We start from the raw sequence: 25166 nt of genomic DNA, 5'->3' as shown, positions 1-25166 counted from the left end.
TCCAAACTTCAACGTAACGAGGATAGACCGTGCAAGTGGAAAGTTTATGTCAAGGCGTTCGTTGAGCTCTCCAATGGGTATGGGCTATGAGTATCTACAGGCGAGACCTTCTGATAAAATTGCAGGTATCGTTCCTTTATACAAAGGACGTTATGATATGCTTGAAGATGTTATCGCAGCTACAAAAGATACCGACCAGAAACTAAAAGCCAAGTCAGTAGAACCGGGTAAGTACGACCTGGTGCTTGATCCTTCTCATCTCTGGTTAACTATTCATGAATCGGTTGGTCACCCCACCGAACTTGATCGTGTGCTTGGATATGAAGCCAATTATGCCGGTACTTCTTTCCTGACGCTTGATCGCTGGAAAACGAAAAACTTCAAATTCGGAAACGAACTTGTAAATATTGTCGCAGATAAAACACAACCCGGATCACTGGGTGCAGTAGGTTATGATGATGAAGGTGTAAAATGTGGTAAATGGGATCTTATCAAAGATGGCAAACTGGTAAACTTCCAGGCCATCCGCGACCAGGCACATATCATAGGCCTCAATGCATCACAGGGATGCTGCTATTCCCAGAGCTGGAGTGATGTTCAGTTCCAGAGAATGCCGAATGTATCCCTGCAGCCGGGCAAAACGAAGCTTAGTGTTGATGACATGATCAAAAATGTTGAGAAGGGTATCTATATAATCGGCGACGGATCGTTTTCGATTGACCAACAACGTTATAACTTCCAGTTCGGTGGTCAGAACTTTTACGAGATCAAAAACGGCAAGATCGTTGGCATGCTGAATGACGTTGCATACCAGGCCAACACACAGGAGTTCTGGAATTCCTGCGGGGCTATCTGCGATGCTTCGGATTATCGCCTCGGTGGCGCATTCAATGATGGCAAGGGTCAGCCAGCGCAGAGCAATGCGGTATCACATGGCAGCGCCACCACGAGATTCAATGGTGTAAATGTGATCAATACTGCAAGAAAAATCGGGTAGGTAACACTCAAACAGTCAACATTGAAAAGAAGAGATTTTTTATACTTATCAGGAATGGGTGTCGGTGCATCTATGATGCAGAGTATACCGGTTCTCGGTAACCTCAGGTCACCTGAGCAACTGTTAAGCCCGGTTGATACTGCACTTAAGAAACAACTTGCTGATGTTGCATTAAACACGGCTAAATCACAGGGCGCGACCTATGCCGATGTTCGCATAGGCAGATATCTTAACCAGTCATTGGCCACCAGGGAGAAGCGGGTTCAGAGCATTGCCAATACTGAATCGTATGGCATGGGTATCAGGGTAATTGCCAATGGAAGCTGGGGATTTGCATCATTAAACAATCTTGACAAAGACAGTATTGCAAAAGCCGCAACTGCTGCGGTGCGTATAGCAAAGGTGAACTCAAAGCTTTTAACAGAGCCGGTTCAGCTTGCACCACAGAAAGGTTATGGTGAAGTGAGCTGGAAAACGCCGATCCAGAAAAACGGATTCGAAATTCCAATTAAGGAAAAGCTCGACCTGTTGCTTTCTGTGAATGCAGCGGCTATGGAAGGCGGTGCCAACTTTGTAAACTCATCACTGTTCCTGATCAATGAACAGAAATATTTTGCATCTACAGACGGATCATATATCGACCAGGATGTACATCGCCTCTGGCCGACATTTACCGTTACGAAGATAGATGCTAAATCAGGTGTCTTCCAGACAAGGAATGCATTAAGTTCCCCGATGGGTATGGGATATGAATATCTTACCCCGGATAAGTCAGAAGAAATCAACGGCATATTTACCCTGTACCGGAACCGTTACAATATGCTGGAAGATGTGAAGACTGCTACTGAACATGTAAAACAAAAACTCACCGCCAGGCCGGTAGAAGCAGGTAAATATGATCTGATCCTCGATCCAACCAACCTCTTTCTTACCATTCACGAATCAGTCGGACATCCGACTGAACTTGATCGTGTACTGGGATACGAGGCAAACTATGCAGGCACATCTTTCCTTACCCTGGATAAATGGCAGTCAAAGAAATTCAACTTTGGAAGCCCCAAAGTAAATTTCCTCGCAGATAAAACGCAGCCCGGATCCCTGGCAGCAGTGGGCTATGATGATGAAGGCGTAAAATGCGGAGAATGGGATATTATAAAAAACGGAATACTGGTTAATTACCAGACCATCCGCGACCAGGCTCATATCCTGGGTCTTAAAGCTTCACAGGGATGTTGTTATGCAGATGATTGGAGCAGCGTACAGTTCCAGCGCATGCCGAATGTATCATTGCAACCAGGCACCCAGAAGATGAGCGCCATGGATATGATCAAAAATGTTGAGAAAGGAATTTATATGTTAGGTCGAAATTCCTATTCAATAGACCAGCAACGTTATAATTTTCAGTTCAGCAGTCAGCTGGCATTCGAAATAAAAAATGGTAAGATAGAAGGCATGTTGCGTGATGCGTCTTACCAATCAAATACGCAGGAATTCTGGAATTCCTGCTCGGCAATTGCAGACAAAAGTGATTACCGTTTAGGCGGTTCATTTTTCGACGGCAAGGGCCAGCCCGGACAGGTGAGTGCAGTGTCGCACGGATGTTCCACCACCCGGTTTAATGGAGTAAATGTGATCAATACAGGTAAAAAAATATAATTCACTATGGCAATCATTTCAAAAGATGAAGCGCAAACAATACTAAAAAAAGTTTTAAGCTTCTCGAAGGCCGACGAAACCACGGTATCCCTAAGCGGCAGCGATGGCGGTAATATCCGTTATGCACGCAATGCAGTCTCAACCGCGGGCGAGTCGAGCACCATGACCCTTGGCGTCAGCTCATCATTCGGTAAAAAAACCGGCGCGGCAACCATCAATGAATTTGATGATGCCTCACTTCAGAAATGTGTAAAGCGCGCAGAAGAACTTGCTCAGCTGGCACCTGAAAATCCGGAATACATGCCTTTGCTGGGACCACAGACTTTTGCTGAGTCCGTCGGTTACCTGAAGAGCACGGCAGACATCACACCGGATACAAGAGCTGAAATGGTTGGCAAAAGCCTCCAGGTTTCTAAAGAAGCGAAACTTGAAGCAGCGGGCTTTCTTGAGAATACCACCCGCTTTAGTGCGATGGCAAACTCGAAAGGCATGTTTGCATACAATACGAGCACTGATGTATCTTTCTCTGTCACCGTCAGGAACCAGGAGGGTACCGGTTCAGGATATGTGGACCAGTCATTCAACGATGTAAATAAACTTGATACACTTGCATTGAGTAAAATTGCTGCAGGCAAAGCCAATGGTTCTGCCAATGCACGTGCCATTGAGCCGGGCAAATACACCGTTATCCTGGAACCCTTAGCGGCCAGTGATATGCTGGGCAATCTGGCCTTCGGACTTGATGCAAGGCAGGCTGATGAGGGTCGCAGCTATATGAGTAAAAAAGGCGGCGGTACCAGGCTCGGCGAACAACTCTTCAATGAGCAGGTAACCATATACTCTGATCCGCTTCACCCGGAACTGCCTGGCAGTACCTGGAGCGGTGATGGTCTTCCCTTAGGTAAAACTGTTTGGGTAGAGAAAGGCGTGGTAAAAAATCTGAGCTATAGTCGTTACTGGGCAGATCAGAAAAAAGTACAACCACTCCCAGGTCAGCGCAGTTTCATCATGGAGGGAGGAACAAAATCTGTTGAAGAATTGATAAAAGGAACTGAAAAAGGGATCCTGGTAACAAGGTTCTGGTATATACGTTCTGTGGATCCTCAGACTTTGTTGCTGACCGGACTTACCCGTGACGGAACCTTTTATATTGAAAACGGACAGATCAAGTTTCCAATCAAGAATTTCCGTTTCAATGAAAGCCCGATCATCATGTTAAATAACGTGGAAGAACTTGGCAAGCCGGTACGCTCCGGAAACGTCATCGTTCCGCCGATGAAGATCAGGGACTTTACATTTACTTCTTTATCTGATGCCGTTTAAGAAGAAGCGGTACATTAAGTAATCATCAATATAAATAAGAAAGCTGCCTCCCGGGCAGCTTTCTTATTTTATCTCATGCTTATTTTATCTCATCGCTCCACTCATTACTCCTGACTCCAATTAACGCTCCGATACCTATTTTAAATTTTCTGCTTCGTTTTTTAATTTCTCCTCCCTTACTTCGGCTGTGGTCGGCTTTCTCGTGATGATGCCCCAGACTTGTTCCGGTATACTAAGGAGGTTGCCGATCACAAAACGATCTTTCAGGCCTGAACGGATGGTGCTTCGCATCACTCTCACAACAACGTCCTTCTCAACTTCACCAACTTCTTTAACCCGGCCGAGCAGCTGCAATGAAAGCAGCGCAAGAAATGCGCCTATTAAAAAGAGAAAGTTCCATTCATGCAATGCGAGCAGACGAAAGACCTTGTTAAGTTCCGGGTCGGTCCATTCCGCGGTGATATTAAGCCGGCGACTGGTAAAGAAGTCTGCAAGTATTCCTCCTATCAATGGCGCAATGGATGAAAAAAATGCAGTGATGATATTTTTAGCAGACAGGTAAACGATTGACTCTTTCCTGGAGGCTAGCTTTAAACCAATATTGACGAGTGACAAATTGATTCCTGAGGTTGCTATACCGGTAAAAATGTGAATCAACACGAGCAACGTCATGTTTGCCGCAAACGTGGTATATATACCAACGAAACACCAGGCCAATATACAAACGATGTACATCGGTGCGGCTATAGCGATTATCGTTTTGTTACTATACCGGTCCGAAAATCTTCCCCATAAGCCCACCGCAAAGATGCTGCAAAGCTGACTGATGACTGTTAATACGATGATATAAGACAGTGACAGGTTCATTGTTTTCAGCATGTACACTGAAAAAAATGGTATGGCGAGATTCAGTGCAAACACCCAGGCCGAATTAAAGATCAGCAAACTCCTGAAATTGGGGTCGCTCAATGGTCGCTTCAATAAAACAAAGATATTTTCCTTTGATAGCGTAGACTGCGGCTCGGGTGCCTTGGATAAAAAGATAGCTCCTATTATTCCGATTATCCCCCCTGCTACATACATCGCGCCATAGGCCGATAACAACCTGTCCGAAAAATTATCTTTTACATAATCCACTGCAAAAGCCAGTAAAATACTCAGCGAAACATTCATGATCTGCGAATACTTACTGCGCTTTGAAAAGTAAGCGCCAAGCATAGATTCCGGTACCAGGTCCTTCATCCATGAATTCCAGCTCAGGCCCGCAAAAGAAGCAAACAGGTAATAGAAGAAAAGAAAAAATATGAGAAGCTGGATGGATTGAAATGAGGGCGCAAATATGGCAAGTGCACCAATTATAATTAAAGGAGTCCGCGCAAGAAAAGAACAATAAACACTGACAGCGCGACGATTATTATATTTTCTTACCAGCCAGATAGCCAGCAACTGGAAGATGTTTGTGAATGTCGGCAATGAAGCAATCACCCCTATCTGAAAATTTGAGGCACCCATCATGAGTGCGAGTGCCACCATGAATGCCCCCGCTGTAAGCGCATTCATTGCTTCTGAAGCAAGTCCGTCCCAGATAATGTATTGTAATCCCCGTTTAACCTCCGTCTCTGTAAGGTGTGCCTTTGGTGTTAGATTCATGTCTTGATCAGGTTACGCCATTCTAAACGAATGTACCGATTTGTGACAGGCAATCATTATACCAACTGGAATATCAGGATTGTTATAATTAGCTTTCAGGATCAGAAATTACAGTTCAGGATCAGATCAATTTCTGTTTAAGGTATCCCTGGCCCTCGAAATGGTATCAGGGATTTTCATGTTGTCCGATTTCTTTGGCAATTCGTTGGTCATCTTTCCGGAACCAATCGTACCGCTCGTAGAAGTGTGATCATCAGGATTTGCAGTGATATTTATAGGGCCCTTGTAACTTGCTATTCCAAGCGCTAAGACGATTATGCAAAATGCATTTCTCATAAAAGTTCATTTCACAGGGAGGTAAAAAAACCGGGCCAGTGATCAACCTTTAGGGTATCTCTCAAATTTGGGTAAAAAAACACATGCGGCCCGGTTGATACACGGCACCGCATGTGTAATTTTCGTCTGCAGTCAGGCTAACAGATAACAAGTGTTATTTTATTTAGCCGCCTTCAACGCAATACCAAGATGAACCTGGTCGCGGATCAGATCATCAGGTTTACCCGGGTAAACAATGTTCCATTCCCTGCGATCAATGTTGAATTTTGCGAGAGCATCAACCGAATTCGGGCTTACAGTGACCTGTGCAGGAAATTCGATATTTTTTGTAACTCCTTTTATAGTAAGATTTCCGCTTATTGTATGTGTTGGATTGGTCACTTTGTATTTGTTTATTGCTTCCTGGCGTTTGTCGACCGTGTCTGTTACAGTGCCTGAAAACGGCTTAACAGAAGTCAAAACAAACGTTGCTTCCGGGTTAGCCTGAACTTCAAAAAAGTCTGCAGACTTAAGATGACCCTCAAGCTTATTATCAGCAGCACTATCTCCTCCATAAATATTCAGGCTGGTCATATCCATTACGAAATTGCCACCTGTGATATTTCCATCGTTCACCGCCAGTGAACCGTTCTTAATTTTGATCTCCCCCACATGATAACCTGTCACCTTCGTACCAATAAATTCCACCTTACTTGTGGATGGATCAACGTTGTAACTGACTCCGCTGGCGCTATCAACCGCTTTGGCCTCGCCGGTTGTTGCACTATCCGACTCTGGGGCATCCGTACAGGCCGCGAAGCCGAAAACGATCAGCGATGCAACATAGAATAAATGTTTACTTTTCATAATTGTGGTTTTTTACTTTATTGATTTGGTTTATTGATATAGCAGGAATTCGTTGGGTCAATGCGACCCATGACCGTTTCCCGGGCGAAAATACAAAAAAATAATCAATTCAATGTTTAAACATTGTAACGAGCAGGCCATTATTAAGGATATTTCCCTTACAAGTGATAAAACCGTACCAAACTCTTGAAAACCGGACTGCTAATGTCAAAATGAATAGTGCCCGTTGCTACCCTGGTGAGGGCCATAAGTTCAGCGCAATTGCCTCTTAAATCGTTTACATTTATGGTGTATCTTATATTATGATTTCATCCTTTAAGCTGGTAGTGAATGGCCGTGAACATGCCATTGAAGCGGAAGCCTCCACCCCTTTATTGTACATACTGCGCAATGAACTCGAACTGAACGGTCCGAAGTTCGGATGTGGTCTGCAACAATGCGGGGCCTGCATGGTACTGATAGATGGCATGGCTCATCCAAGCTGTATGATCCCGGTATCGGTGGTGGCTGGGCATGAGGTCACGACCATTGAAGGATTGACAAAAAATGATAAGCTGCATCCGGTGCAGGAAGCATTTATCGAAGAGCAGGCAGCGCAATGTGGTTTTTGTCTGAACGGAATTGTAATGTGTTCAGTGTCATTATTAAATACGAATTCAAACCCGGATGATCAACAAATCAGGGAGAGCCTCCAACGCTGCCTTTGTCGTTGCGGTACACAGTCGCGCGCTATCCGTGCCGTAAAGCGGGTGATTGGTTAACTTTTGATTGTAACACATTTATTATGATCCGCAGAGAATTTTTGAAGAATGCTGGTTGCCTCACTATCGGATTTAGCCTGGGTAGGCCGCTGCTTGCCGGAACAGGCTTAAACCAGGTGCCGGCACACGAATTACCCCAGAGTCTGAAGAGAAACCCGGCAATTGATGCCTGGTTGAGGATCACGCCTGAGGGGCGTCTGCATGTATTCACCGGCAAAATGGAACTTGGCCAGGGTATACGAACTGCAATTGCGCAGGTTGCAGCCGAAGAACTGGACATGCGGATGGACCAGGTAGATGTGACGCTGGCAGAAACCGGGTTGACCCCTGATGAGGGTTACACGGCGGGAAGCGGTTCGATAGATAATAGTGCGATGTCTGTTCGTTATGCAGCTGCTGCGGCCAGGCAAAAACTGCTTTCACTTGCTGCAATTGCTTTGAAAACACCGGAATCAAAACTGGTGATGGCTGAAGGGACAATCAGTTCGAAGGATCAGGCTAAAAAAATCTCTTTTGTTAAGTTACTGGCCGGGAAGCAGATCACTGATAAAGTGACATTACCGGTGAAGCTGAAACCAAATAAGGAATACAAACTTTCCGGAAAAGCAATTCCGAGGGAGGACATCAGGCAAATGGTAACGGGGAAACCGGTTTTTGTCCAGGATCTCAGGTTCCCGGGTATGTTGCATGCACGGATACTAAGGCCACCTTCATACAACGCCCGGCTGGTTGCTCTCGACGAAGTTGCTTTGAAGATCCAGTTCCCCGGGCTCATAAAAGCCGTGGTTGATGGCAGCTTCATTGGTGTGATCACTGAAAAGGAATATACCTCGGTCCAGATTCAAAACGTTGGCAAGAATTTCTGTCAGTGGGATACAAAAGAATCTCTGATCCCCGAAGGTGTAAAAACGCTGAAAGAATATATTAAAACACTTCCTGCAAAAAAACAGGAAGTAAAAACAAAAGGAATTGTCTCATTAGATGCGAACGACAAGAAGGGCGTTTCTTCCGCTTCGTACTATAAGCCATATATGATGCATGGTTCGATAGGGCCTTCCTGTTCGGTGGCTTTATATGACAAGGAAATGCTTCATATCTGGTCCCATAGCCAGGGTATATATCCACTCAGGGTGTCGCTGCAAAAAATGTTAAACCTGCCATTGGAGAACATCCATATTATAGGTGTTCCCGGTTCAGGTTGCTACGGCCACAATGGCGCCGATGACGTATCCGCAGAAGTGGCCCTGCTTGCCCTCGCTCATCCCGGCAAACACATCAGGTTACAGTGGTCAAGGGAGGATGAACATGCCTGGGAACCCTATGGCAGCGCCATGATAGCAGACATAAAGGCGAAGCTGGATGCGGCGGGAAAAATCACTGAATGGAAATACGATCTCTGGTCCGACACACATGCGACCCGACCAGGTGGCAATCCGGAAAACCTGTTAACCGCAAAATATATTGCAAAACCTTTTATCGCGAAGCCGGCTGGATTCAGCGGCGGTGCATATCGCAATGCGGAACCCTATTATGAAATACCTAACCAACAAATAGATGTACATTTTTTTGATGGTCCACTGCGTGTTTCTGCACTCCGGAGCCTGGGGGCATATGGAAATATATTCGCTATCGAAAGCTTCATGGATGAACTAGCTGAAAAGGCAGGTAAAGATCCGTTTGAGTTTCGCCTTATGCATCTTGGAGATGACCGTGCTAAAGCAGTGTTACTAAAATTGAAAGCAATGGCAGATGCCAGGAAGGAGAACCCGGTGAATGCCAGGTTTGTAAATAATGTAGGTGCCGATCCGACTGAAGGACAGAATATAAGATATGGACTGGGCATTGCGTTTTCCAGGTACAAAAATTCAGCGGCCTATTGTGCGGTTGCTGCTGAAGTTTCACATAACAAAGTGAATCAACAGATCATCATTCATAACATGTATTCGGTTATAGATGCGGGTGAGACCATTAACCTCGACGGTATTATCAACCAGACCGAGGGCGGAATGATCCAGGCTGCAAGCTGGACCATGCAGGAGGAGGTCAAATTTGACAGTCATCGAATTCAAAGTATCGACTGGAAGACCTATCCTATATTCCGCTTTAGCCAGACTCCTGAAACCGAAGTAGTAGTTTTGAATAATCCCGCGGAAGGCCCGATGGGAGCCGGAGAGGCGGCACAAGGTCCTGCCGGAGCAGCGGTCGTTAACGCTATTTACCGTGCAACAGGAGTAAGGTACCGTGACCTGCCGGTACTTCGTCTGCCGCTGCCCAACGACTGAATGGTCCGTTTGTAAAAATAAAGCACTATGGCATTAACCCTGATAAATAAACTAAGGCTTAAACCCGGGATGAAAATCCTGACAATAAACGCTCCTGCTGATTTTGATGAAACAATTGAAGCCGGGGATTCCGGCATTACAACGGGCCCGGCACTTAATAATTACGACCAGCTTCATTGGTTCGTAAAAACCCAAAAGGACGTCGAATCCGGTCTCCCGGCATTTAAGAAACGGCTTAAAGAGAATGTGATTTGCTGGATCTATTATCCCAAGGGAACATCAAAACTGCAGACGGATCTTACCCGCGATGTTGGTTGGGATTCATTGATGAAGGAACCAGGCCTGAGGTGGCTGTCCCTCATATCTTTCAATGAGACCTGGTCCGCATTTTCCATGAGAAGGGAAACAGATTCCAATCAACAGGATAAACCGGACAAAGCTGCGAGAGTAATTTTTGAATATATCGACCCGGTAAAGAAAACAATCAGGATCCCGGAAGATCTGCAAAAAGCACTGTCGGAAGATAATAAAGTGGCGGATTACTTTAGCAAACTCGCCTTTTCACACCGGAAGGAATATGTTGAATGGATCGTGACGGCAAAAAAAGAAGAGACCAGGAAAAAACGTGTCGAGGGAACAATCGAAAGACTTCGGCAACAATGGAAAAACCCGAGGAATTTATAAATCCTTCGAAAATTGTTTGAATTTTGCAATTATTGATTTGATACTTATAATTTCGCCAACCCGGACCGGCCGTAACTTTGAACTGCAAAAGACAATGTTATGGCTATCAATTATCTCACTATTATTGTTTCAATGATCATGCTGCTGACAATGGCAGGCACCACATCTTTGTTGATCAAAAGCGAAAAAATTAAGTTAGTTACACACGGTGCTTTGAATAATTCAGTGAATTATGCCGGGACCTGGGTTACCGCGGATGGTTATCTGAGGCAGGAGTTAACTCCCGAAGGCCGTTATGACGAATCCCATGGACCGAGGCAAAGTCTGTATTCCGGCAAATTTGAAATCAAGGGCAATTATATCCGCTATTCAGACGACACGGGATTTATTGCCTCTGGTTATTTTAGTGGTGAAGACATTTTGTATTACGGCGGTCATGTATTTTATCGTCAAAAATCCTGAGTTTTTTTAAACTTTAATGTATGCCAAAAACAGAAACACTGGAAGAATTCTACCAGAACAAAATGAATTGGTTACCCGGCAACCTGCAGAAGGATATCGGTCATTTCAATGTTTTCAGGATGGCAGACTGCGTGGGTCCGAATGGTACCCCGGTGCAATATTCCAGGCGTGATTTTTATAAAGTTGCCCTGATGCGCGGCAAGCACGCCTATCATTATGCTGACAGGAGCATAGAAGTAAATGGCAGTACGCTCATATTTTTCAACCCATCGGTTCCCTATAAGTTTGAACAACTAACGGATAACGACACTGGCTGTTTTTGCATATTCAGGGAAGCATTTTTTACTGAAGGAATTCGTGGGGGAATCAGGGATCTACCGATGTTTATGCAGGGAAGTAAACCGGCTTATTCATTGTCACCTGAACAGGATCTCTATGTTTCACAGGTCTTTGACAAAATGCTGAATGAGATAAAATCAGACTATGTGTATAAATATGATCTGATCCGAAATTATATCACTGAACTTATACACTATGCCCTGAAGATTCAACCGGCAGAAAACTTATACCAGCATACTGATGCCAATTCAAGGATAACATCAGTGTTTACCGAATTACTTGAAAGGCAGTTTCCCATCGAATCACCCAATCAACGCTTCACGCTGCGATCACCGAGAGATTTTGCAGAACAACTTTCGGTTCATGTAAATCATCTTAACAGGGCAATCAGGTTAACAACCGGCAAGACAACTACGAATCATATTTTCGACCGGCTCGCCAGGGAAGCCATGGCGCTTCTTAAACATACAAACTGGAACATCTCAGAGATCAGCTATTGCCTGGGCTTTGAAGAACCTTCTCATTTCACAAATTTCTTCCGCAAGCAAACGCAAATGGCTCCCTCTGCTTTCAGACTTGTTTAACGCACTCCAGGGTTGGTAGCTCAACAGCTTTCAGATTTGCTTAACCCGATCCAGGGTTGATAGCTCCACTGCTTGCAGATTTGCTTAACCCACTCCAGGGTTGATAGATCCACTGCTTGCAGAGTTGCTTAACCCGATCCAGGGTTGATAGATCCACTGCTTGCAGACTTGTTTAACCTGATTCATGGTTGATAGATCCACTGCTTGCAGACTTGTTTAACCTGATTCATGGTTGATAGATCCACTGCTTGCAGATATGTTTAACCAGATCCAGCGTTGACAGACCCATTTTATTTCAGCCTTGTTTAGTCCGATCGCAATTGAACAGTTTTGCCTGATTTTTTATAGACTTGTTTTAAGCCGAACAAGGACGATTAGTCTTGCGTGGTTTTTTCGGACTAGTTCATTCTGATCAGGGATGAATCGGCTTGCCTGATTTTTTTTACACTAGTTCAATCTGATCAAGGGATGAATCGTATTGCCTGATTTTTTTTAGACTAGTTCAATCTCATCAAGGGCTGATAGCCTGCTCTGCTTCTTACCAGTTCAACAGTTCTTTCTTGATTGACATCTTTCTCTGCGTCACAGGTCCCAGCTTAATACCGGATAATATTTAGTACTCCTTATCGATGCCTGAATTATGTGATTATTGAACTAATGTTTGAATTATATAACAATTGGTTTGATGATGGTAAGAACCCTTGTGTTGGCCTGGTCTAACTTTGAAGTATCAAAAACAACAAGCACAAAAATCAAACATCATGAAAAAAAAGGTATGGTTCATTACAGGAGCATCGAAAGGACTGGGACTGTCACTCACCAAAAAATTAATTGAAAATGGTTACCGCGTTGCGGCCACATCCAGGAACATCAATGATCTCCGGGATGCTATATCAGCAACACCTGAAAACTTCCTCCCATTGAAGGTTGAACTCACTGATGAAAACAGCGTTGAAGCCGCAATCAAAGAAACAGTGGATCATTTCGGAGGTATTGACGTCGTGGTAAACAACGCAGGCTACGGCCAGATAGGCAGCCTGGAAGAACTAACCGATGGTGAAGCAAGAGAAAACTTCAACATCAATGTGTTCGGATCACTAAACGTGATAAGAAAAGCAATGCCTTACCTGCGTGCACAAAGATCAGGGCATATCTTCAACATAGCTTCGATCGGCGGGTTTAACGGTGCTTTCCCTGGCTTTGGCATCTACGCGGCAACAAAATTTGCGGTACATGGTTTTTCCGAATCGCTCGCGCCGGAGGTAAAACCTTTCGGCATACAGGTAACCATTGTTTCACCCGGATATTTCAGGACAAATTTCCTCGACTCCGGCTCATTGCGTGTGCCTTCCCACGAAATTTCCGAGTATTCAGTTGTGCGTGCAACCCAGAGTCTTCACCAGGAGGGCATTAATGGAAACCAGGCGGGGGATCCCGATAAGGCAGCACAGGTACTGATCGACGTTGCAAATCTCGAAACGCCCCCATTACACCTGTTCCTCGGGGGGGATGCTTATGACCTGGCCAAAGCCAAAATCAAAAGCGTGCAGGCAGATATGAAAAACGTGGAGCATCTTGCTACTACAACAGCATTTGCCAGCTAACATTCGAAATGGATAGTGGATCGTTACACAGGCTATCCACTATCCATCTCTTACAGTATATTGTTCAGCCTGATATATTGTAAGAGCATAATCGTTTTACCGTCTTTGATTTCTCCGGTTGATATCATTTTTAGCGCAGCATCGAAATTGACCTCCAGGACTTCGATATTTTCCTGCTCATGTTCTACTCCACCCCCGTCATTCACCTTCATGGCTTTGCTGTATTCAGCAACGAAAAAATACAATACTTCGGTTACTGATCCGGGTGACATGTAAGCTTCAAAAATTTTTCTCACATCCTTTAGCCTGTACCCGGTTTCCTCTTCTGTCTCCCTCCGGATGCAATCTTCCGCATTGTCTTTATCAAGCAGACCGGCGCAGGCTTCTATCAACATCCCGGATTCATTCCCGTTTATGTATGTCGGCATGCGAAATTGCCGGGTCAGGATCACTGTTTTCTCGGTTGTATTGTAAAGCAGTATTGTGGCACCATTACCGCGATCATAGGCCTCGCGGTTGTAAGTGAGCCACTTACCATCTTTTTGACGGTATTCATAGGTTACTTTTTTAAGGACATACCAGTTGTCCGAGAGTATTGTTGTATCGAGGATCTTCACCCTTTCGTTCATATTCCAAGGTTTAATGCCGGGCAATTTAGCAATAGCTGAGCGGCTTTCCGCTGCCATGCTGCAATTTTTACAACCCGTTCATTAAACGCGGGATGATGTTGATAATCAAACCGCCTGTTGGTCTTTTGAAGCCAGCGAATACCCATGGATGTCACCTGTAACCATGTACAGATAACCTGCTGGCTTATATATTGATATATAAAGTGCGTTTGATTGCCTATATTTTTTATATTTTACAGCAACACCTTTAAACATCCGGGAAATAAATACAATGAAATTCAGAATTACTTCGATCTTAAATTATAATGTCAGCGAACCAAGTACCTTAATTTTAAACATCCACCCTTCTTTCCAAAATCAGCAGTTATTATATGAATCGTTCCTTGTTGCAGGTGATTACCAAACATCTGAGCTTGAAAGCGGTAAAGATGGAAACAGGCTGATCCGGACAACGGTTACTACGCCGGGCCCATTGAATTATTCTTATTCCGGTGTGGTGGACAATAGTTGGAAAACTATCAATTTCGAAAAACTGGACGAAATGCAGGTATCCGATTTCCCACCGGAGATCCTTACGTATCTGTATCCCAGCAGGTATTGTCAGTCCGACAGACTATTCCGCTTTGCTGATCACCAGTTCGGCAACATCGAGAATCCTTTTGAAAAGGTTCTGGCAGTTACCAACTGGATCCACAAAAATGTGGAGTACCTGAGCGGTTCAACCAACGCAGAAACTTCCGCTTATGATACGGTTACACAGCAGGCAGGTGTTTGCCGGGACTTTGCTCACCTGGGCATAGCATTGTGCAGGGCCCTGACCATTCCTGCAAGATATTGCTCCGCATACGCATACCAGTTAACCCCCCAGGATTTTCATGCGTGCTTCGAAGTTTACCTGGCTGGACATTGGGTACTTTTCGATGCTACAAAGCTGGCTCCTTTGAACGGACTTGTAAGAATTGCTGTGGGAAGGGATGCAGCTGATACCGCCATCGCGAACATATTCGGTAATATCACTCTGGATTCGATGACCGTGGACAGCCAGCTTGCTGAAGGCGTCCTGATACCATTTCACTATGAATCCGGTAAATTTGATGGTATTAGTTATGACGCACCGGCCTTGATTTAAGTACTGCGTCATAAATAACCGCCCTTAAATTGTATCCATGAGTCAACAAAACGGCCTACCCATCTGGACCATCATTGCACCTGTGTTTGCCATGCTTGCTTTAGTGGGCGTTGGTCTTGGCCTTACAGGCTTGTACATGATTGTTGTTGCGGCTGCACTAATCGGCGGCGTACTCGCCGCTGTGCACCATGCGGAAGTGATTGCTCACCGGGTCGGAGAACCATATGGCACTCTCGTGCTTGCCCTGGCAATTACTATCATTGAAGTAGCCCTCATCGTTTCGCTAATGCTCGCTGGCGGACCTGAAACGGCCGTCCTCGCAAGGGATACGGTGTTCGCTGCTGTAATGCTAATCCTCAACGGCATTATTGGTCTTTGTTTACTGGTTGGCGGGCTGCGGTTTAAAGAGCAGTCTTTTGGCCTTGCAGGCGCTGGTGCAGCGCTGATCACACTTACCGCAATCTGTGTACTCACCCTGATACTTCCAAACTTTACCGTGTCTGAGCCGGGTGGTCAATACAGCGACAGTCAACTCATCTTTGTAGCTGTGATTTCCCTCGTTCTGTATGGATCCTTTGTGCTGGTTCAAACGGTAAGGCACCGCGACTACTTTCTTCCACCCGAAACAACCAGCGGTGAAGATTCACATGCGGCTCCCCCCACAAATAAAACTGCACTGTTAAGTCTGCTGCTATTGCTTGTTTGCCTGACCGGCGTAGTTACTCTCGGAAAATCGCTGGCACCTGTAATCGAAAACGCTGTGGCTGCTTTAGGAGCACCCAAATCACTGGTGGGAGTAATTATAGCAGCTGTTGTATTGTTGCCTGAGGGACTCGCAGCATATCGCGCGGCCAGGAATGACCGTATCCAGACCAGTTTAAATTTGTCGCTCGGATCGGCGTTAGCCAGTATCGGTCTTACTATACCTGCAGTTGCCATTGTTTCTATCTTAACGGGCATCACGCTTACGCTTGGTATCGATACAAAGTCAATGGTACTCCTGATTCTATCACTCTTTACGGTTATGCTCTCGCTGGCTACGGGTAAAACAAACATATTGCCCGGAATCGTATTGCTGGTTATTTTAGCTGTTTATTTATTTACTACAGTAGTCCCATAATCATCACCTGCCATGAGTGAAACTTATTTCGAAGACGAACAATTCGATACGGTTGATTTTACGGTGCGCCCATTTGTGAAGGGAGAATATGAAAACTGCCGTTTCATAAACTGCAATTTTGCAAATCTCGATTTGTCAAGTGTCCGTTTTGTTGAATGTGAATTTACAGGTTGTAACATCAGTATGACAAAGCTGGCAGGTGCCACATTAAATACAGTGAAATTCCGGGAATCAAAAATTATCGGAATCAATTTTGAAAACTGCAATGAGTTCCTGTTTTCTGTTGATTTTGATAACTGTGTTATGAACTTTAGTTCCTTCTATAAACGGGTAATGAAGAAAACGCGTTTCAAAGACTGCACACTGCATGAAGTCGACTTTACCGACACTGATCTCGCCGGCAGTTCTTTTTTGAAATGCGATTTTTTTAAGGCGAAGTTTGAAAACACAAATCTCGAGAAGGCAGATTTAAGGACCTCTTTTAATTACGCGCTCGACCCGGATCTCAATAAAATAAAAAAGGCAAAGTTTTCCAGTGAAGGACTTCCCGGGCTCCTGCATAAATATGATATCATCATTGACTGATGCTCATCGTTACTTTCACGACTTATAATATTATTATAATGGCCCGGCCTACCCTTCAATCAGGCCGTCGTTATCTTTAAGATTTATGCCAGATAACTTCCTTTGGATTGCCTGTGTAACAATGTATAGAATTTTAGCGCTGGCTTTTTCAAATGATAAACCCCGGGGCCGGATATTCGAAATGCAGTTGCGCGACTCATCCGTGAGCCCCGGCCTTGGTTCGTAAGTTATATATGCCCCGATACTATCGGCGGCGCTTAGTCCCGGCCTTTCACCAATAAGCATTAACGCGACTTTTGATCGCAGGCCGTAAGCTATTGAATCCCCGATTGCAACGCGGCCATGTTGAACAATAGTTATCGGACCAGGATTTAAACCGGCAGATCTAAGACCGGGTAACAATACTTCCAGCAAGGGCAATATATTTTGATTTATAGCAGTGGCGGACAAGCCATCCGCGATAATTAAAGCAATATCATTTGGTGATGAAAACGCGGTGACCTTCCTGGAAGACGCTTCATCGGGCAACCGGCCAAGATCGGGTCTCTGGAGATATACCTGTCTTGTAGTTGCCTGGCTGGATACTGTCAGCACGGGTAGTTTAAATTGCTGAAGGCGGTCTATCATCCGTTCTGTATCAAGAACAGAATGGACCGCATCACGGGCATGTGCATGCGCTAATTTAAACTCAAGTTCTTTTTGTAACGGGATGCTGTTGCCGGTTCTTCCCAGGGCAATTCTTGCGTCTGTAAATTCACGCAACGCTTCCCAGTTATCATGTATGATGATGTCTTTCATCAGAATAAATGTTGTACCAGCTGTTTCAGGTTACCGGATGTTAACAAGCGCCCGTTCGCATCAATCATCTCCCGGGTCAACAGCCACTGCTCAAACTCTGGCGCCGGTTTTAATCCAAGCAGTTTTCTTATATACAATGCGTCATGAAAAGATGTTGACTGGTAGTTTAACATGATATCATCCGAACCAGGAATTCCCATTACAAAATTGCATCCCGCTACAGCGAGCAGGGTTAGCAGGTTATCCATGTCGTCCTGATCAGCCTCAGCATGATTAGTATAACAAATATCGACCCCCATGGGCAATCCCAGTAACTTTCCGCAGAAATGATCTTCCAGGGCAGCCCGGGTAATTTGTTTACCGTCATAAAGATATTCCGGCCCGATAAATCCAACAACGGTGTTAACAAGCAGGGGATCAAACTTCCGGGCCACTGCATAAGCACGCGCTTCACAGGTTTGTTGATCAACTCCATGATGAGCATTGGCAGAAAGTGCGGATCCCTGCCCTGTTTCAAAATACATCACATTGTTCCCGATTGTCCCTCTCTTAAGTGATAAGGTGGCATCGTAACCCTCCTGCAGAACGGACAGGTTGATCCCAAAACTGGTGTTTGCCTTTTCAGTTCCGGCGACTGATTGAAAACAAAGATCAACCGGGCCACCGCTTTTCACGAGTCCTATGGTTGTGGTAATATGAGTAAGTACACAGGACTGAATGGGTATTTCAAACTGACTACGCAGGTTATCAATTAGCATGAGCAGCCGTAGCGCTTCTGCGGGACTGTCCAGGGCAGGATTAATTCCTATTACTGCATCACCACTTGCATAAAGCAAACCATCTATAATGCTTGCGGCTATTCCCCGCGCATCATCGGTAGGATGATTCGGTTGCAGCCGGGTAGAAAATCTGCCCTTTAGACCTATGGTATTTCTGAATCTTGTAACTACCTCCGCTTTTTTTGAAACAGCAATCAGGTCCTGGTTTCGCATCAGTTTTGAGACTGCTGCCGCCATTTCCGGAGTTATGCCCCATTTAAGATCCGCAAGCGTCCCGCCATCTACTTCGTCCATTAATAACCAATCCCTGAATTCACCGACAGTTAATCCGGAAATAGGCGTAAATGCACCCGCATCATGCGAATCGATGATCAACCTTGTGACTTCATCGGATTCATAGGGAATGATCGCTTCGTTAAGAAAGGATTTCAGGGGCACAGCTCCCAGTGTCATTTGCGCTGCAATTCTTTCTTCATAGGAGTCAGCGGCTATCCCTGCCAGGGCATCGCCTGTTCTGAAAGGAGAAGCTTTTGCCAGCAATGCTTTCAAATCTTTGAAGCTATAAGTTTTGTTGCCGATAATATGCTGGTAACCCATGTGTCTGGATTTATCTGTGAAGGCAGGCTAACCCTGGCTGAGCCGGCTTCAGCCCCGGGGTCCGGCAATCATCGAAAGTTCGTCTTTTAATGGCAATTTATGTTTTCCCATCATTACAAATATCAACAGCCATAACCCCAGGCCGGCGGCGAAAATCATGGTAAGCCACAGGTTATAATAAACAATTGCCACGAGGCAGACGCAAGACAGAACAAGGGCCACAGCTGGAAAAACAGGATAAAAAGGTAGTTTGAATGGCCTGTTCATGGCGGGTTCTTTTTTTCTCAGTATAAAGAGACTGATCATGCTGGTAATGTACATCACTACCGCACCTAATACTGATAACACAATAACCTGGCTGGTAGTACCGGTTAACAGGGCGGCGAAGCTGATAAATCCGCCTGCTACAATAGACCAGTGCGGCGTTTTGAAACGATGATTCACCGTTGCAAGCGGGGAAGGCAGATAGCCGCTTCTTGCCATGGCAAATACCTGTCTTGAACCAGCGAGTATGGTGCCGTGAAAGGAGGCAATAAGACCAAACAACCCGATGCTTGCAAATATCTGCGTAAGTGTACTTCCTTTCCCGAGTACGATACCGATGGCTTCGGGAAGAGGATAATCAAGATTACTCAGCTTTCTCCAGTCTGTAATGCCACCGGTAAGGATCATAACGCCAAGGGCAAGAAACGCGAGCGTAGCCATGCCCGAGATATAACCTTTCCGGATATTCCGCGACGGGTCCTTTACCTCTTCAGCCACCATAGCGACACCTTCTATGGCGAGATAGAACCAGATAGCGAAGGGCAAGGCAGCGAAGATTCCCTTCCATCCAAACGGCATTGGGTTGGACATGAAATTCGAAGCATTGAAATGCGGTGCGATGATGCCCATAAATAAGAGTAGCTCAGCAACGGCCAGGATGGTGATAAACACTGAAAATGCAGCAGATTCCTTTATACCGGAGATGTTGATCAGGATAAACAGGACATTAAAGAGCATTGCCGACCACAAGACAGGAATGGAAGGATAAAGAAAATGAAGATAACTGCCTAAGGCAAACGCAATTGCCGGGGTTGCAAGCAGAAACTCAATAAGTGTAGCATAACCCGCCAGCAGACCACCAAATGGCCCCATTGCGCGATACGCATAAGCAAAGGCTCCCCCGGCATGCGGTATAGCGGTAGTGAGTTCTGTAAAGCTGAAAATAAAAGTTATATACATAACCGTGACCACGAGTGTGGCGACCAGGAAGCCGACGGTTCCTGAAACTGCCCAGCCGTAGTTCCAACCAAAGTATTCACCAGAGATGACCAGCCCCACAGCAATTGCCCAGAGATGAACCGGCCTGAGGGTACGCTTGAGCGTATCAGAGTTTGGTTGAGTCATTGCACGATTTAGGCTGTAGTATGGCCGCTAGTATTTAGCCTGGCCTATTTCCAGCTTGTTGATCTTATTATTTCCGGATAAATGAAACTTAAAAAATGTTTTAAAGTCACCCCACTGGTCACTATGAAAATGGCCAAAAATGTGCTGGCCCGCATTTTCAATTTTGTCGATGCTGGTAAATCTTTCATGCCCTATCGCGGTCTGAAAAAATGATTTAAAGGAGATTTGCCTTCCATCATCATAAAGGGTCGCATTGTCCTCAAACAGCTCAAACCATTGTTCTTTGTTTCCATCCTGCAAAGCTTCTATTGCTTTCCGGACCAGGGCATTTGGTATTCGTGTTAAGTCAATCATGGTCATTACCAAATATACCCATGTGTCAGGAATAATGAAATATGAAATTTTTATTACTTATCTGGAATTTTCAGGTTAATTCGCACAGGATGTTCAATGATGGTAATAATCACGATTGATTTGATGGCCGCGGTTAATTCAGCGTGATACAGGAAATCAGTGATCGCTTACCAGGCACGGCATAGTATCCGTGAGGAGGCAGTAATACCGCGGGAGAACAAGTCAAGTGTCGGCAATGGACGGAGTTGCGGGGAGAACCTGTATAAAAACAAACAGTGACCCCTGGGTCACCGTTGTCATATTCCGCCGGTCTGAATTAATAGATCCCAACTTCTGTTTACCATAGGAAATCAGCATATTCTCAATTTGCCGATAATGATCTGACTCACTCGTAAATAATATCACTCTAAATGTCCTTAACCAGTACCAACTTTAGCCTTTAATTCGTACCTTTTTGTAGCACGATCGTACCTTCAGTTAACCGGCAAACTTATTTTCGATACACTTGTTATTCCAAAAAACACGGATTTGTCTGCAAAACACCACTTAGACAAAGTTGAACTTACAAAGCCAGGAAGTCTTCAGGCACTTGTTGAGAACAGGCGGGTATTCAATCTTCTGAATTGTGAGCTCAACGTGTTTGAGAGTTACCAGGAAGCTTACAACGTGCCATTGACATTTAACAACCTTGTTATTACCTCTATGGTCAGGGGGAGAAAGATCATGCATCTTCCTGGCAAACCTGCATTCGAATATAAGCCCGGTGAAACAGTGATCGCTTCCGCAAATGAATCTATGTTAATTGATTTCCCTGACGCGAGTGAGTCCAATCCTACTCAATGCATTGCTTTGGCAGTTGATCATACTTATCTGAATAATACTGTCAACTATCTTAACGAATTTTATAATAGCGACAAAGAGGAAAGACAAAATTGGAATGTTCAGTTCAATCAATATCATTTCGATAACGACAATGAATTAACTGAACTAATAAATAAACTGATTCGGGTGTGCACCAGCTCTGATACAGGCAAAAATATCTTTGCAGATCTTAGCCTGAAGGAACTGTTGATCCGGTTGATACAAAACCAGAACCTGGGACGGATCTCAGATCAACAAAACAGGACCAACGGCTCGAGGCTTCATTATGTACTGAACTATATTTCTGAGAATCTTACTGAAAAAATTGCGATCGATACTTTGAGCCGTAAGGCATACCTGAGCCGCAATATGTTTTTCAAAATATTCAGGGAACAGTTTGGCATTTCACCCCTTGAATATATAAACCGCGAAAGAATAAAACTGGCAAAACAACGGCTTGCGGAAACTAACGAGTCCATGAGCGAAGTCAGCCTCCAGTGCGGTTTCAGTGATACAAATTATTTTGTGAGACTTTTTCATAAAATGGAAGGCGTTACCCCACGTATGTATAGAATGCGATTCAGGAAATCGTTATGACGAAGTTAATTGATCGATCATTTCATTTTCCCGGAAAAAAATTTAAAGTCGTCAAAATAGACTTGCAGGTTTCCATTCTGCGCCTGCATGAAATTTACCAGGGCCTTCGATGTGTAAAGTTTTAGTGGATTAAGATCTGAAACTCCGTCCGGAGCCGGATCCGCTGTATTGTGCGTGATATTGTGAATATCAAAGACGATTAGCTCTTGTCCGCCCTCAGCCTTAACAGACATGGTAAATCTGCCGGTTTGCTTATCTCCTTCTCTATAGTAGTAGTTCATGGTGAACCATTTGCCAACCGGTACAACTACAGATTGATTTTTTTCCGCCCAGATCTTCGTGTATCGCTGACTGTTATCTGCGAACAATTCACAATCTTCAGCTTCGAGAATGAAAGAGAGATTGTTTACTGGTCCCGTTGATTTACCCAGGCCTAACGTAATACGAAACCTGTTTGGAACCGACTGGCTCCAGGTGATGTTGTTCCAGAATTCCGCAATGGTAAGCCAACGTATTTCATCCGGATATGAATACAGTTTTTTGAAATCTTCATGCAGGAATACGCGGACAGACTGGGAGAATTCTTTCAATCCCTTATTGCCATACATATTCGCCTGGATACGTCCGTTCGAACCATTCACCAGCGGTTTGACAAGGGTAAACGCCATTACGTGGTTAGCTTTATTTCCTGGTTCAGGAATGATCGTCGCGTTTCTCATAGATGAATCGCCGATATGATATTGGATACCGAACTTCCCAAAATCCGGTCTGTCGGCAAGATCCTTGGTCCAATCGTTCTTTCCCATGAAAGTTGGATCCGCCCCGGTAATATCCGCATAGTCTCCCCGCTGTGTTATGACGCTGTTCTCAAAGCCTGACTGAAAGATGAGCGTGGAGCCAGGCCAGGGTTGCGCGAGCTCATTTTGTGGTGAACAGCCAGTTAATACAAAAAGACCTGGCAACAATAGCCTAAACAATGCCTTAGTTAAATTTGATAACCTGGTTTGTGTCATATACTCCTGCAATCCGTAAAAATTATTGCGGCAGAAGATACAAAGAAAGGATCGCAATCAGAACTTAGGAACCGGAGTCGCCGTCATTGGGAAAAATATTGTCTTATCCCGCAGGAGAGCAGAAATCCAGACCAGCGCCAATGGCAATACTGCGTTTAATGGCATGCCGTGACTCAACTCAGTGGCAAGCGCCCCTGAAAAATAACAGGTAAGAAGAATAAAACCAATTTTCATGGTTGGCCTGAACAGAAATAACAGGGCGAATATAATTTCCATAGATCCCAGCACCAGGAGGTATGGCAATACCCCGAATTTTTCCATCGCCGTTGTTATTTCCTCGCCGCCGATAAACTTCATCACCCCGCTTAATATGACCATCGAAACTGCAAGGACCGTAGCGACAACTGTTATAATTTTCCAGATTTTCATAAACATTTGATTTAGGCGACAAACTTATACTAGATTCGCTTACTAAATATTAGTACTAATACAAAGGTTAGTGCGAATTGATCCCCGGGAGATTTGTTACCAGGCCAGTAGAAATCGACGATTCACGAACGAAAAACAAATTATGCAGACGATAAATCAATCGGCCCCTACGACCACGAGGAAAGCTTCATCGGGAAGGAAAGCTTCTTCCGCCAGGAAAACATCGTCGGGAAGGGAAGCGTCTTCCGGTAGCAAAATTTCTTCCGGCAGAAAAGAAATCGCCGGAGGAATAATGGCCCCGGAATTGCATAAAAGATCGGAAAGCAAATCCCATGAACCAATCGTCACCCCGGAGCAGTGTACCCGGCACTTATCAGCTGTAGGTGATGCTATGTATGTGATCGGAGGGAAATGGAAGCTCAGGATTATTATTGCCCTGAAGGATGGCAACAAAAGGTTCAATGATTTGCAGAGAGCGGTAACCGGGATCTCTGCAAGGGTTCTGTCTACTGAGTTGAAAGATCTTGAATTGAATGGGTTTGTTTCGAGGCATGTGTATCCTTACACACCGGTGACTGTTGAATACCTGGTTACGGATTATGCTGAGACCCTGGAGCCGGTATTGGTGGCTCTTGGTGAATGGGGATTTCGTCACCGTGAGAAGGTCATGGCCAGCTCTCGAAATGAGAGGCAGATGAATAAATCATGAAATGGATCCTATTGTTTATTATGAGCAGCATTGTTAAGGACATATCAGCACAGGTTGCAGAAGCAAATGAATACAGGACAAACAAAAAGATTCCCGCGATCATTGAAAAAAACGTGCTGAAGGCGCTTTCCCATTATCCGGAACTCAAAAACACTTCGATCCAGTTCGTTTTCAAAAAACGTATCAAGGGGTCGGTAATGCAGGCTCAACCACTGTTTTCATCGCTGCTGAGGCGCAGAACAAATCGCAGTTACCGGATTAATATAAGTGCGTTATTCAGGCTCACCCACACGGTTACACCAATACACCAGTTACCGGATGAAATTATGATCGGGTGGATCGGGCATGAGCTCGGACATATCATGGATTATGAGAGCAGGAGTAATCGTGGTTTGGTAGCTTTTGGTTATAATTATCTCAGATCAGGTAAATACGTGAAACATGTTGAGGTGATAGCTGACACGTACGCAGTTAATCATGGACTTGGTCCTTATATCATAGCCACAAAACGATTCATCCTGGATCATGCCGAACTACCCCAGGCTTATAAAGACAAGATTGCAAAGCTTTATCTTTCTCCGGACGACATCGTTGAACAGGTAAGAAAGCTGGAAGAACGAAAACTTAAAGAACAAACTGAAGCGGCCAAATGA

Annotated in this window: 25 protein-coding genes; 15 read left to right on the top strand and 10 right to left on the bottom strand. The window is 44.8% G+C overall.

The window, feature by feature from the left end; translation table 11 throughout:
* From ACX0G7_RS22645 to ACX0G7_RS22635, 3 genes are all read left to right on the top strand, one after another.
* Window positions 1–997: TldD/PmbA family protein (locus ACX0G7_RS22645; protein WP_458925811.1), on the top strand; the 997-nt coding region annotated here is incomplete at its 5' end.
* 21 nt (window positions 998–1018) lie between these two features.
* Window positions 1019–2653 (top strand): TldD/PmbA family protein, encoded by a 1635-nt coding sequence (locus ACX0G7_RS22640; RefSeq protein ID WP_458925810.1) that lies wholly within the window; start codon window positions 1019–1021, stop codon window positions 2651–2653.
* A 6-nt stretch (window positions 2654–2659) separates the two neighbouring features.
* A complete protein-coding gene (locus ACX0G7_RS22635) occupies window positions 2660–3976 on the top strand; it encodes a TldD/PmbA family protein (RefSeq protein ID WP_458925809.1) in 1317 nt (438 codons plus the stop codon).
* Between the two features lie 135 nt (window positions 3977–4111).
* Here the strand turns inward: ACX0G7_RS22635 and ACX0G7_RS22630 are convergent, their stop codons facing one another.
* From ACX0G7_RS22630 to ACX0G7_RS22620, 3 genes are all read right to left on the bottom strand, one after another.
* A complete protein-coding gene (locus ACX0G7_RS22630; protein WP_458925808.1) occupies window positions 4112–5626 on the bottom strand; it encodes an MFS transporter in 1515 nt (504 codons plus the stop codon).
* 126 nt (window positions 5627–5752) lie between these two features.
* Window positions 5753–5962: a hypothetical protein gene (locus ACX0G7_RS22625; protein WP_458925807.1), complete on the bottom strand. Its 210-nt coding sequence runs from the start codon at window positions 5960–5962 to the stop codon at window positions 5753–5755.
* Window positions 5963–6121: 159 nt separating this feature from the next.
* Window positions 6122–6808 (bottom strand): YceI family protein, encoded by a 687-nt coding sequence (locus ACX0G7_RS22620; RefSeq protein ID WP_458925806.1) that lies wholly within the window; start codon window positions 6806–6808, stop codon window positions 6122–6124.
* A gap of 302 nt (window positions 6809–7110) precedes the next feature.
* On the opposite strand from ACX0G7_RS22620, the gene ACX0G7_RS22615 reads away from it, so the two are divergent.
* The 6 genes from ACX0G7_RS22615 (at window position 7111) to ACX0G7_RS22590 (ending at window position 13524) form a co-directional block, all read left to right on the top strand.
* On the top strand, window positions 7111–7569 hold the full coding sequence (locus ACX0G7_RS22615) for a (2Fe-2S)-binding protein (protein ID WP_458925805.1): 459 nt from the start codon (window positions 7111–7113) through the stop codon (window positions 7567–7569).
* A gap of 23 nt (window positions 7570–7592) precedes the next feature.
* Window positions 7593–9851 carry a xanthine dehydrogenase family protein molybdopterin-binding subunit gene (locus ACX0G7_RS22610; protein ID WP_458925804.1) on the top strand — a complete coding sequence of 753 codons (2259 nt, stop codon included), beginning with the start codon at window positions 7593–7595 and terminating at the stop codon, window positions 9849–9851.
* A gap of 27 nt (window positions 9852–9878) precedes the next feature.
* Window positions 9879–10535 (top strand): YdeI/OmpD-associated family protein, encoded by a 657-nt coding sequence (locus ACX0G7_RS22605; RefSeq protein WP_458925803.1) that lies wholly within the window; start codon window positions 9879–9881, stop codon window positions 10533–10535.
* Between the two features lie 99 nt (window positions 10536–10634).
* Window positions 10635–10997, top strand: a complete 363-nt coding sequence (locus ACX0G7_RS22600) for an Atu4866 domain-containing protein (RefSeq protein ID WP_458925802.1) — start codon at window positions 10635–10637, stop codon at window positions 10995–10997.
* Window positions 10998–11017: 20 nt separating this feature from the next.
* A complete protein-coding gene (locus ACX0G7_RS22595) occupies window positions 11018–11920 on the top strand; it encodes a helix-turn-helix domain-containing protein (RefSeq protein WP_458925801.1) in 903 nt (300 codons plus the stop codon).
* Between the two features lie 761 nt (window positions 11921–12681).
* A complete protein-coding gene (locus ACX0G7_RS22590) occupies window positions 12682–13524 on the top strand; it encodes an SDR family oxidoreductase (RefSeq protein WP_458925800.1) in 843 nt (280 codons plus the stop codon).
* A gap of 50 nt (window positions 13525–13574) precedes the next feature.
* On the opposite strand, the gene nudK is transcribed toward ACX0G7_RS22590, so the two are convergent.
* The gene (gene nudK, locus ACX0G7_RS22585) at window positions 13575–14153 is read right to left on the bottom strand and encodes a GDP-mannose pyrophosphatase NudK (RefSeq protein WP_458925799.1); all 579 of its coding nucleotides are present in this window, start codon (window positions 14151–14153) and stop codon (window positions 13575–13577) included.
* 271 nt (window positions 14154–14424) lie between these two features.
* Between nudK and ACX0G7_RS22580 the strand changes: the two genes are divergently transcribed.
* The 3 genes from ACX0G7_RS22580 to ACX0G7_RS22570 are packed head-to-tail and all read left to right on the top strand — an operon-like array spanning window position 14425 to window position 16987.
* Window positions 14425–15282, top strand: a complete 858-nt coding sequence (locus ACX0G7_RS22580) for a transglutaminase-like domain-containing protein (protein ID WP_458925798.1) — start codon at window positions 14425–14427, stop codon at window positions 15280–15282.
* Between the two features lie 37 nt (window positions 15283–15319).
* On the top strand, window positions 15320–16402 hold the full coding sequence (locus tag ACX0G7_RS22575; RefSeq protein WP_458925797.1) for a calcium:cation antiporter: 1083 nt from the start codon (window positions 15320–15322) through the stop codon (window positions 16400–16402).
* Between the two features lie 12 nt (window positions 16403–16414).
* Window positions 16415–16987, top strand: coding sequence for a pentapeptide repeat-containing protein (locus tag ACX0G7_RS22570; protein ID WP_458925796.1), 573 nt, complete (start codon window positions 16415–16417; stop codon window positions 16985–16987).
* A gap of 48 nt (window positions 16988–17035) precedes the next feature.
* On the opposite strand, the gene eutC is transcribed toward ACX0G7_RS22570, so the two are convergent.
* From eutC to ACX0G7_RS22550, 4 genes are read right to left on the bottom strand one after another with little or no spacing between them, the layout of a single operon-like run.
* Window positions 17036–17785 carry an ethanolamine ammonia-lyase subunit EutC gene (gene eutC, locus ACX0G7_RS22565; RefSeq protein WP_458925795.1) on the bottom strand — a complete coding sequence of 250 codons (750 nt, stop codon included), beginning with the start codon at window positions 17783–17785 and terminating at the stop codon, window positions 17036–17038.
* Window positions 17785–19161 (bottom strand): ethanolamine ammonia-lyase subunit EutB, encoded by a 1377-nt coding sequence (locus ACX0G7_RS22560; protein WP_458925794.1) that lies wholly within the window; start codon window positions 19159–19161, stop codon window positions 17785–17787. The genes eutC and ACX0G7_RS22560 overlap by 1 nt, the downstream gene beginning before the upstream one ends.
* Window positions 19162–19209: 48 nt before the next feature.
* On the bottom strand, window positions 19210–20550 hold the full coding sequence (gene eat / locus ACX0G7_RS22555; RefSeq protein WP_458925793.1) for an ethanolamine permease: 1341 nt from the start codon (window positions 20548–20550) through the stop codon (window positions 19210–19212).
* A 27-nt stretch (window positions 20551–20577) separates the two neighbouring features.
* A complete protein-coding gene (locus tag ACX0G7_RS22550) occupies window positions 20578–20904 on the bottom strand; it encodes a hypothetical protein (RefSeq protein ID WP_458925792.1) in 327 nt (108 codons plus the stop codon).
* 528 nt (window positions 20905–21432) lie between these two features.
* On the opposite strand from ACX0G7_RS22550, the gene ACX0G7_RS22545 reads away from it, so the two are divergent.
* A complete protein-coding gene (locus tag ACX0G7_RS22545; RefSeq protein ID WP_458925791.1) occupies window positions 21433–22362 on the top strand; it encodes an AraC family transcriptional regulator in 930 nt (309 codons plus the stop codon).
* A 17-nt stretch (window positions 22363–22379) separates the two neighbouring features.
* Here the strand turns inward: ACX0G7_RS22545 and ACX0G7_RS22540 are convergent, their stop codons facing one another.
* Together ACX0G7_RS22540 and ACX0G7_RS22535 are read right to left on the bottom strand one after the other, a co-directional pair.
* On the bottom strand, window positions 22380–23339 hold the full coding sequence (locus tag ACX0G7_RS22540) for a hypothetical protein (RefSeq protein WP_458925790.1): 960 nt from the start codon (window positions 23337–23339) through the stop codon (window positions 22380–22382).
* Window positions 23340–23432: 93 nt separating this feature from the next.
* Window positions 23433–23804 carry a DoxX family protein gene (locus ACX0G7_RS22535; protein ID WP_458925789.1) on the bottom strand — a complete coding sequence of 124 codons (372 nt, stop codon included), beginning with the start codon at window positions 23802–23804 and terminating at the stop codon, window positions 23433–23435.
* A 142-nt stretch (window positions 23805–23946) separates the two neighbouring features.
* Between ACX0G7_RS22535 and ACX0G7_RS22530 the strand changes: the two genes are divergently transcribed.
* The gene (locus tag ACX0G7_RS22530) at window positions 23947–24513 is read left to right on the top strand and encodes a winged helix-turn-helix transcriptional regulator (RefSeq protein WP_458925788.1); all 567 of its coding nucleotides are present in this window, start codon (window positions 23947–23949) and stop codon (window positions 24511–24513) included.
* Complete coding sequence (locus tag ACX0G7_RS22525; protein ID WP_458925787.1) at window positions 24510–25166, top strand: hypothetical protein; 657 nt, start codon at window positions 24510–24512, stop codon at window positions 25164–25166. Before ACX0G7_RS22530 ends, ACX0G7_RS22525 begins: the two co-directional genes overlap by 4 nt.

Source organism: Flavitalea antarctica, from assembly GCF_054461535.1.
Note: the sequence above shows the minus strand (reverse complement) of the source record. Positions and strands in the feature narration are given on the sequence as shown.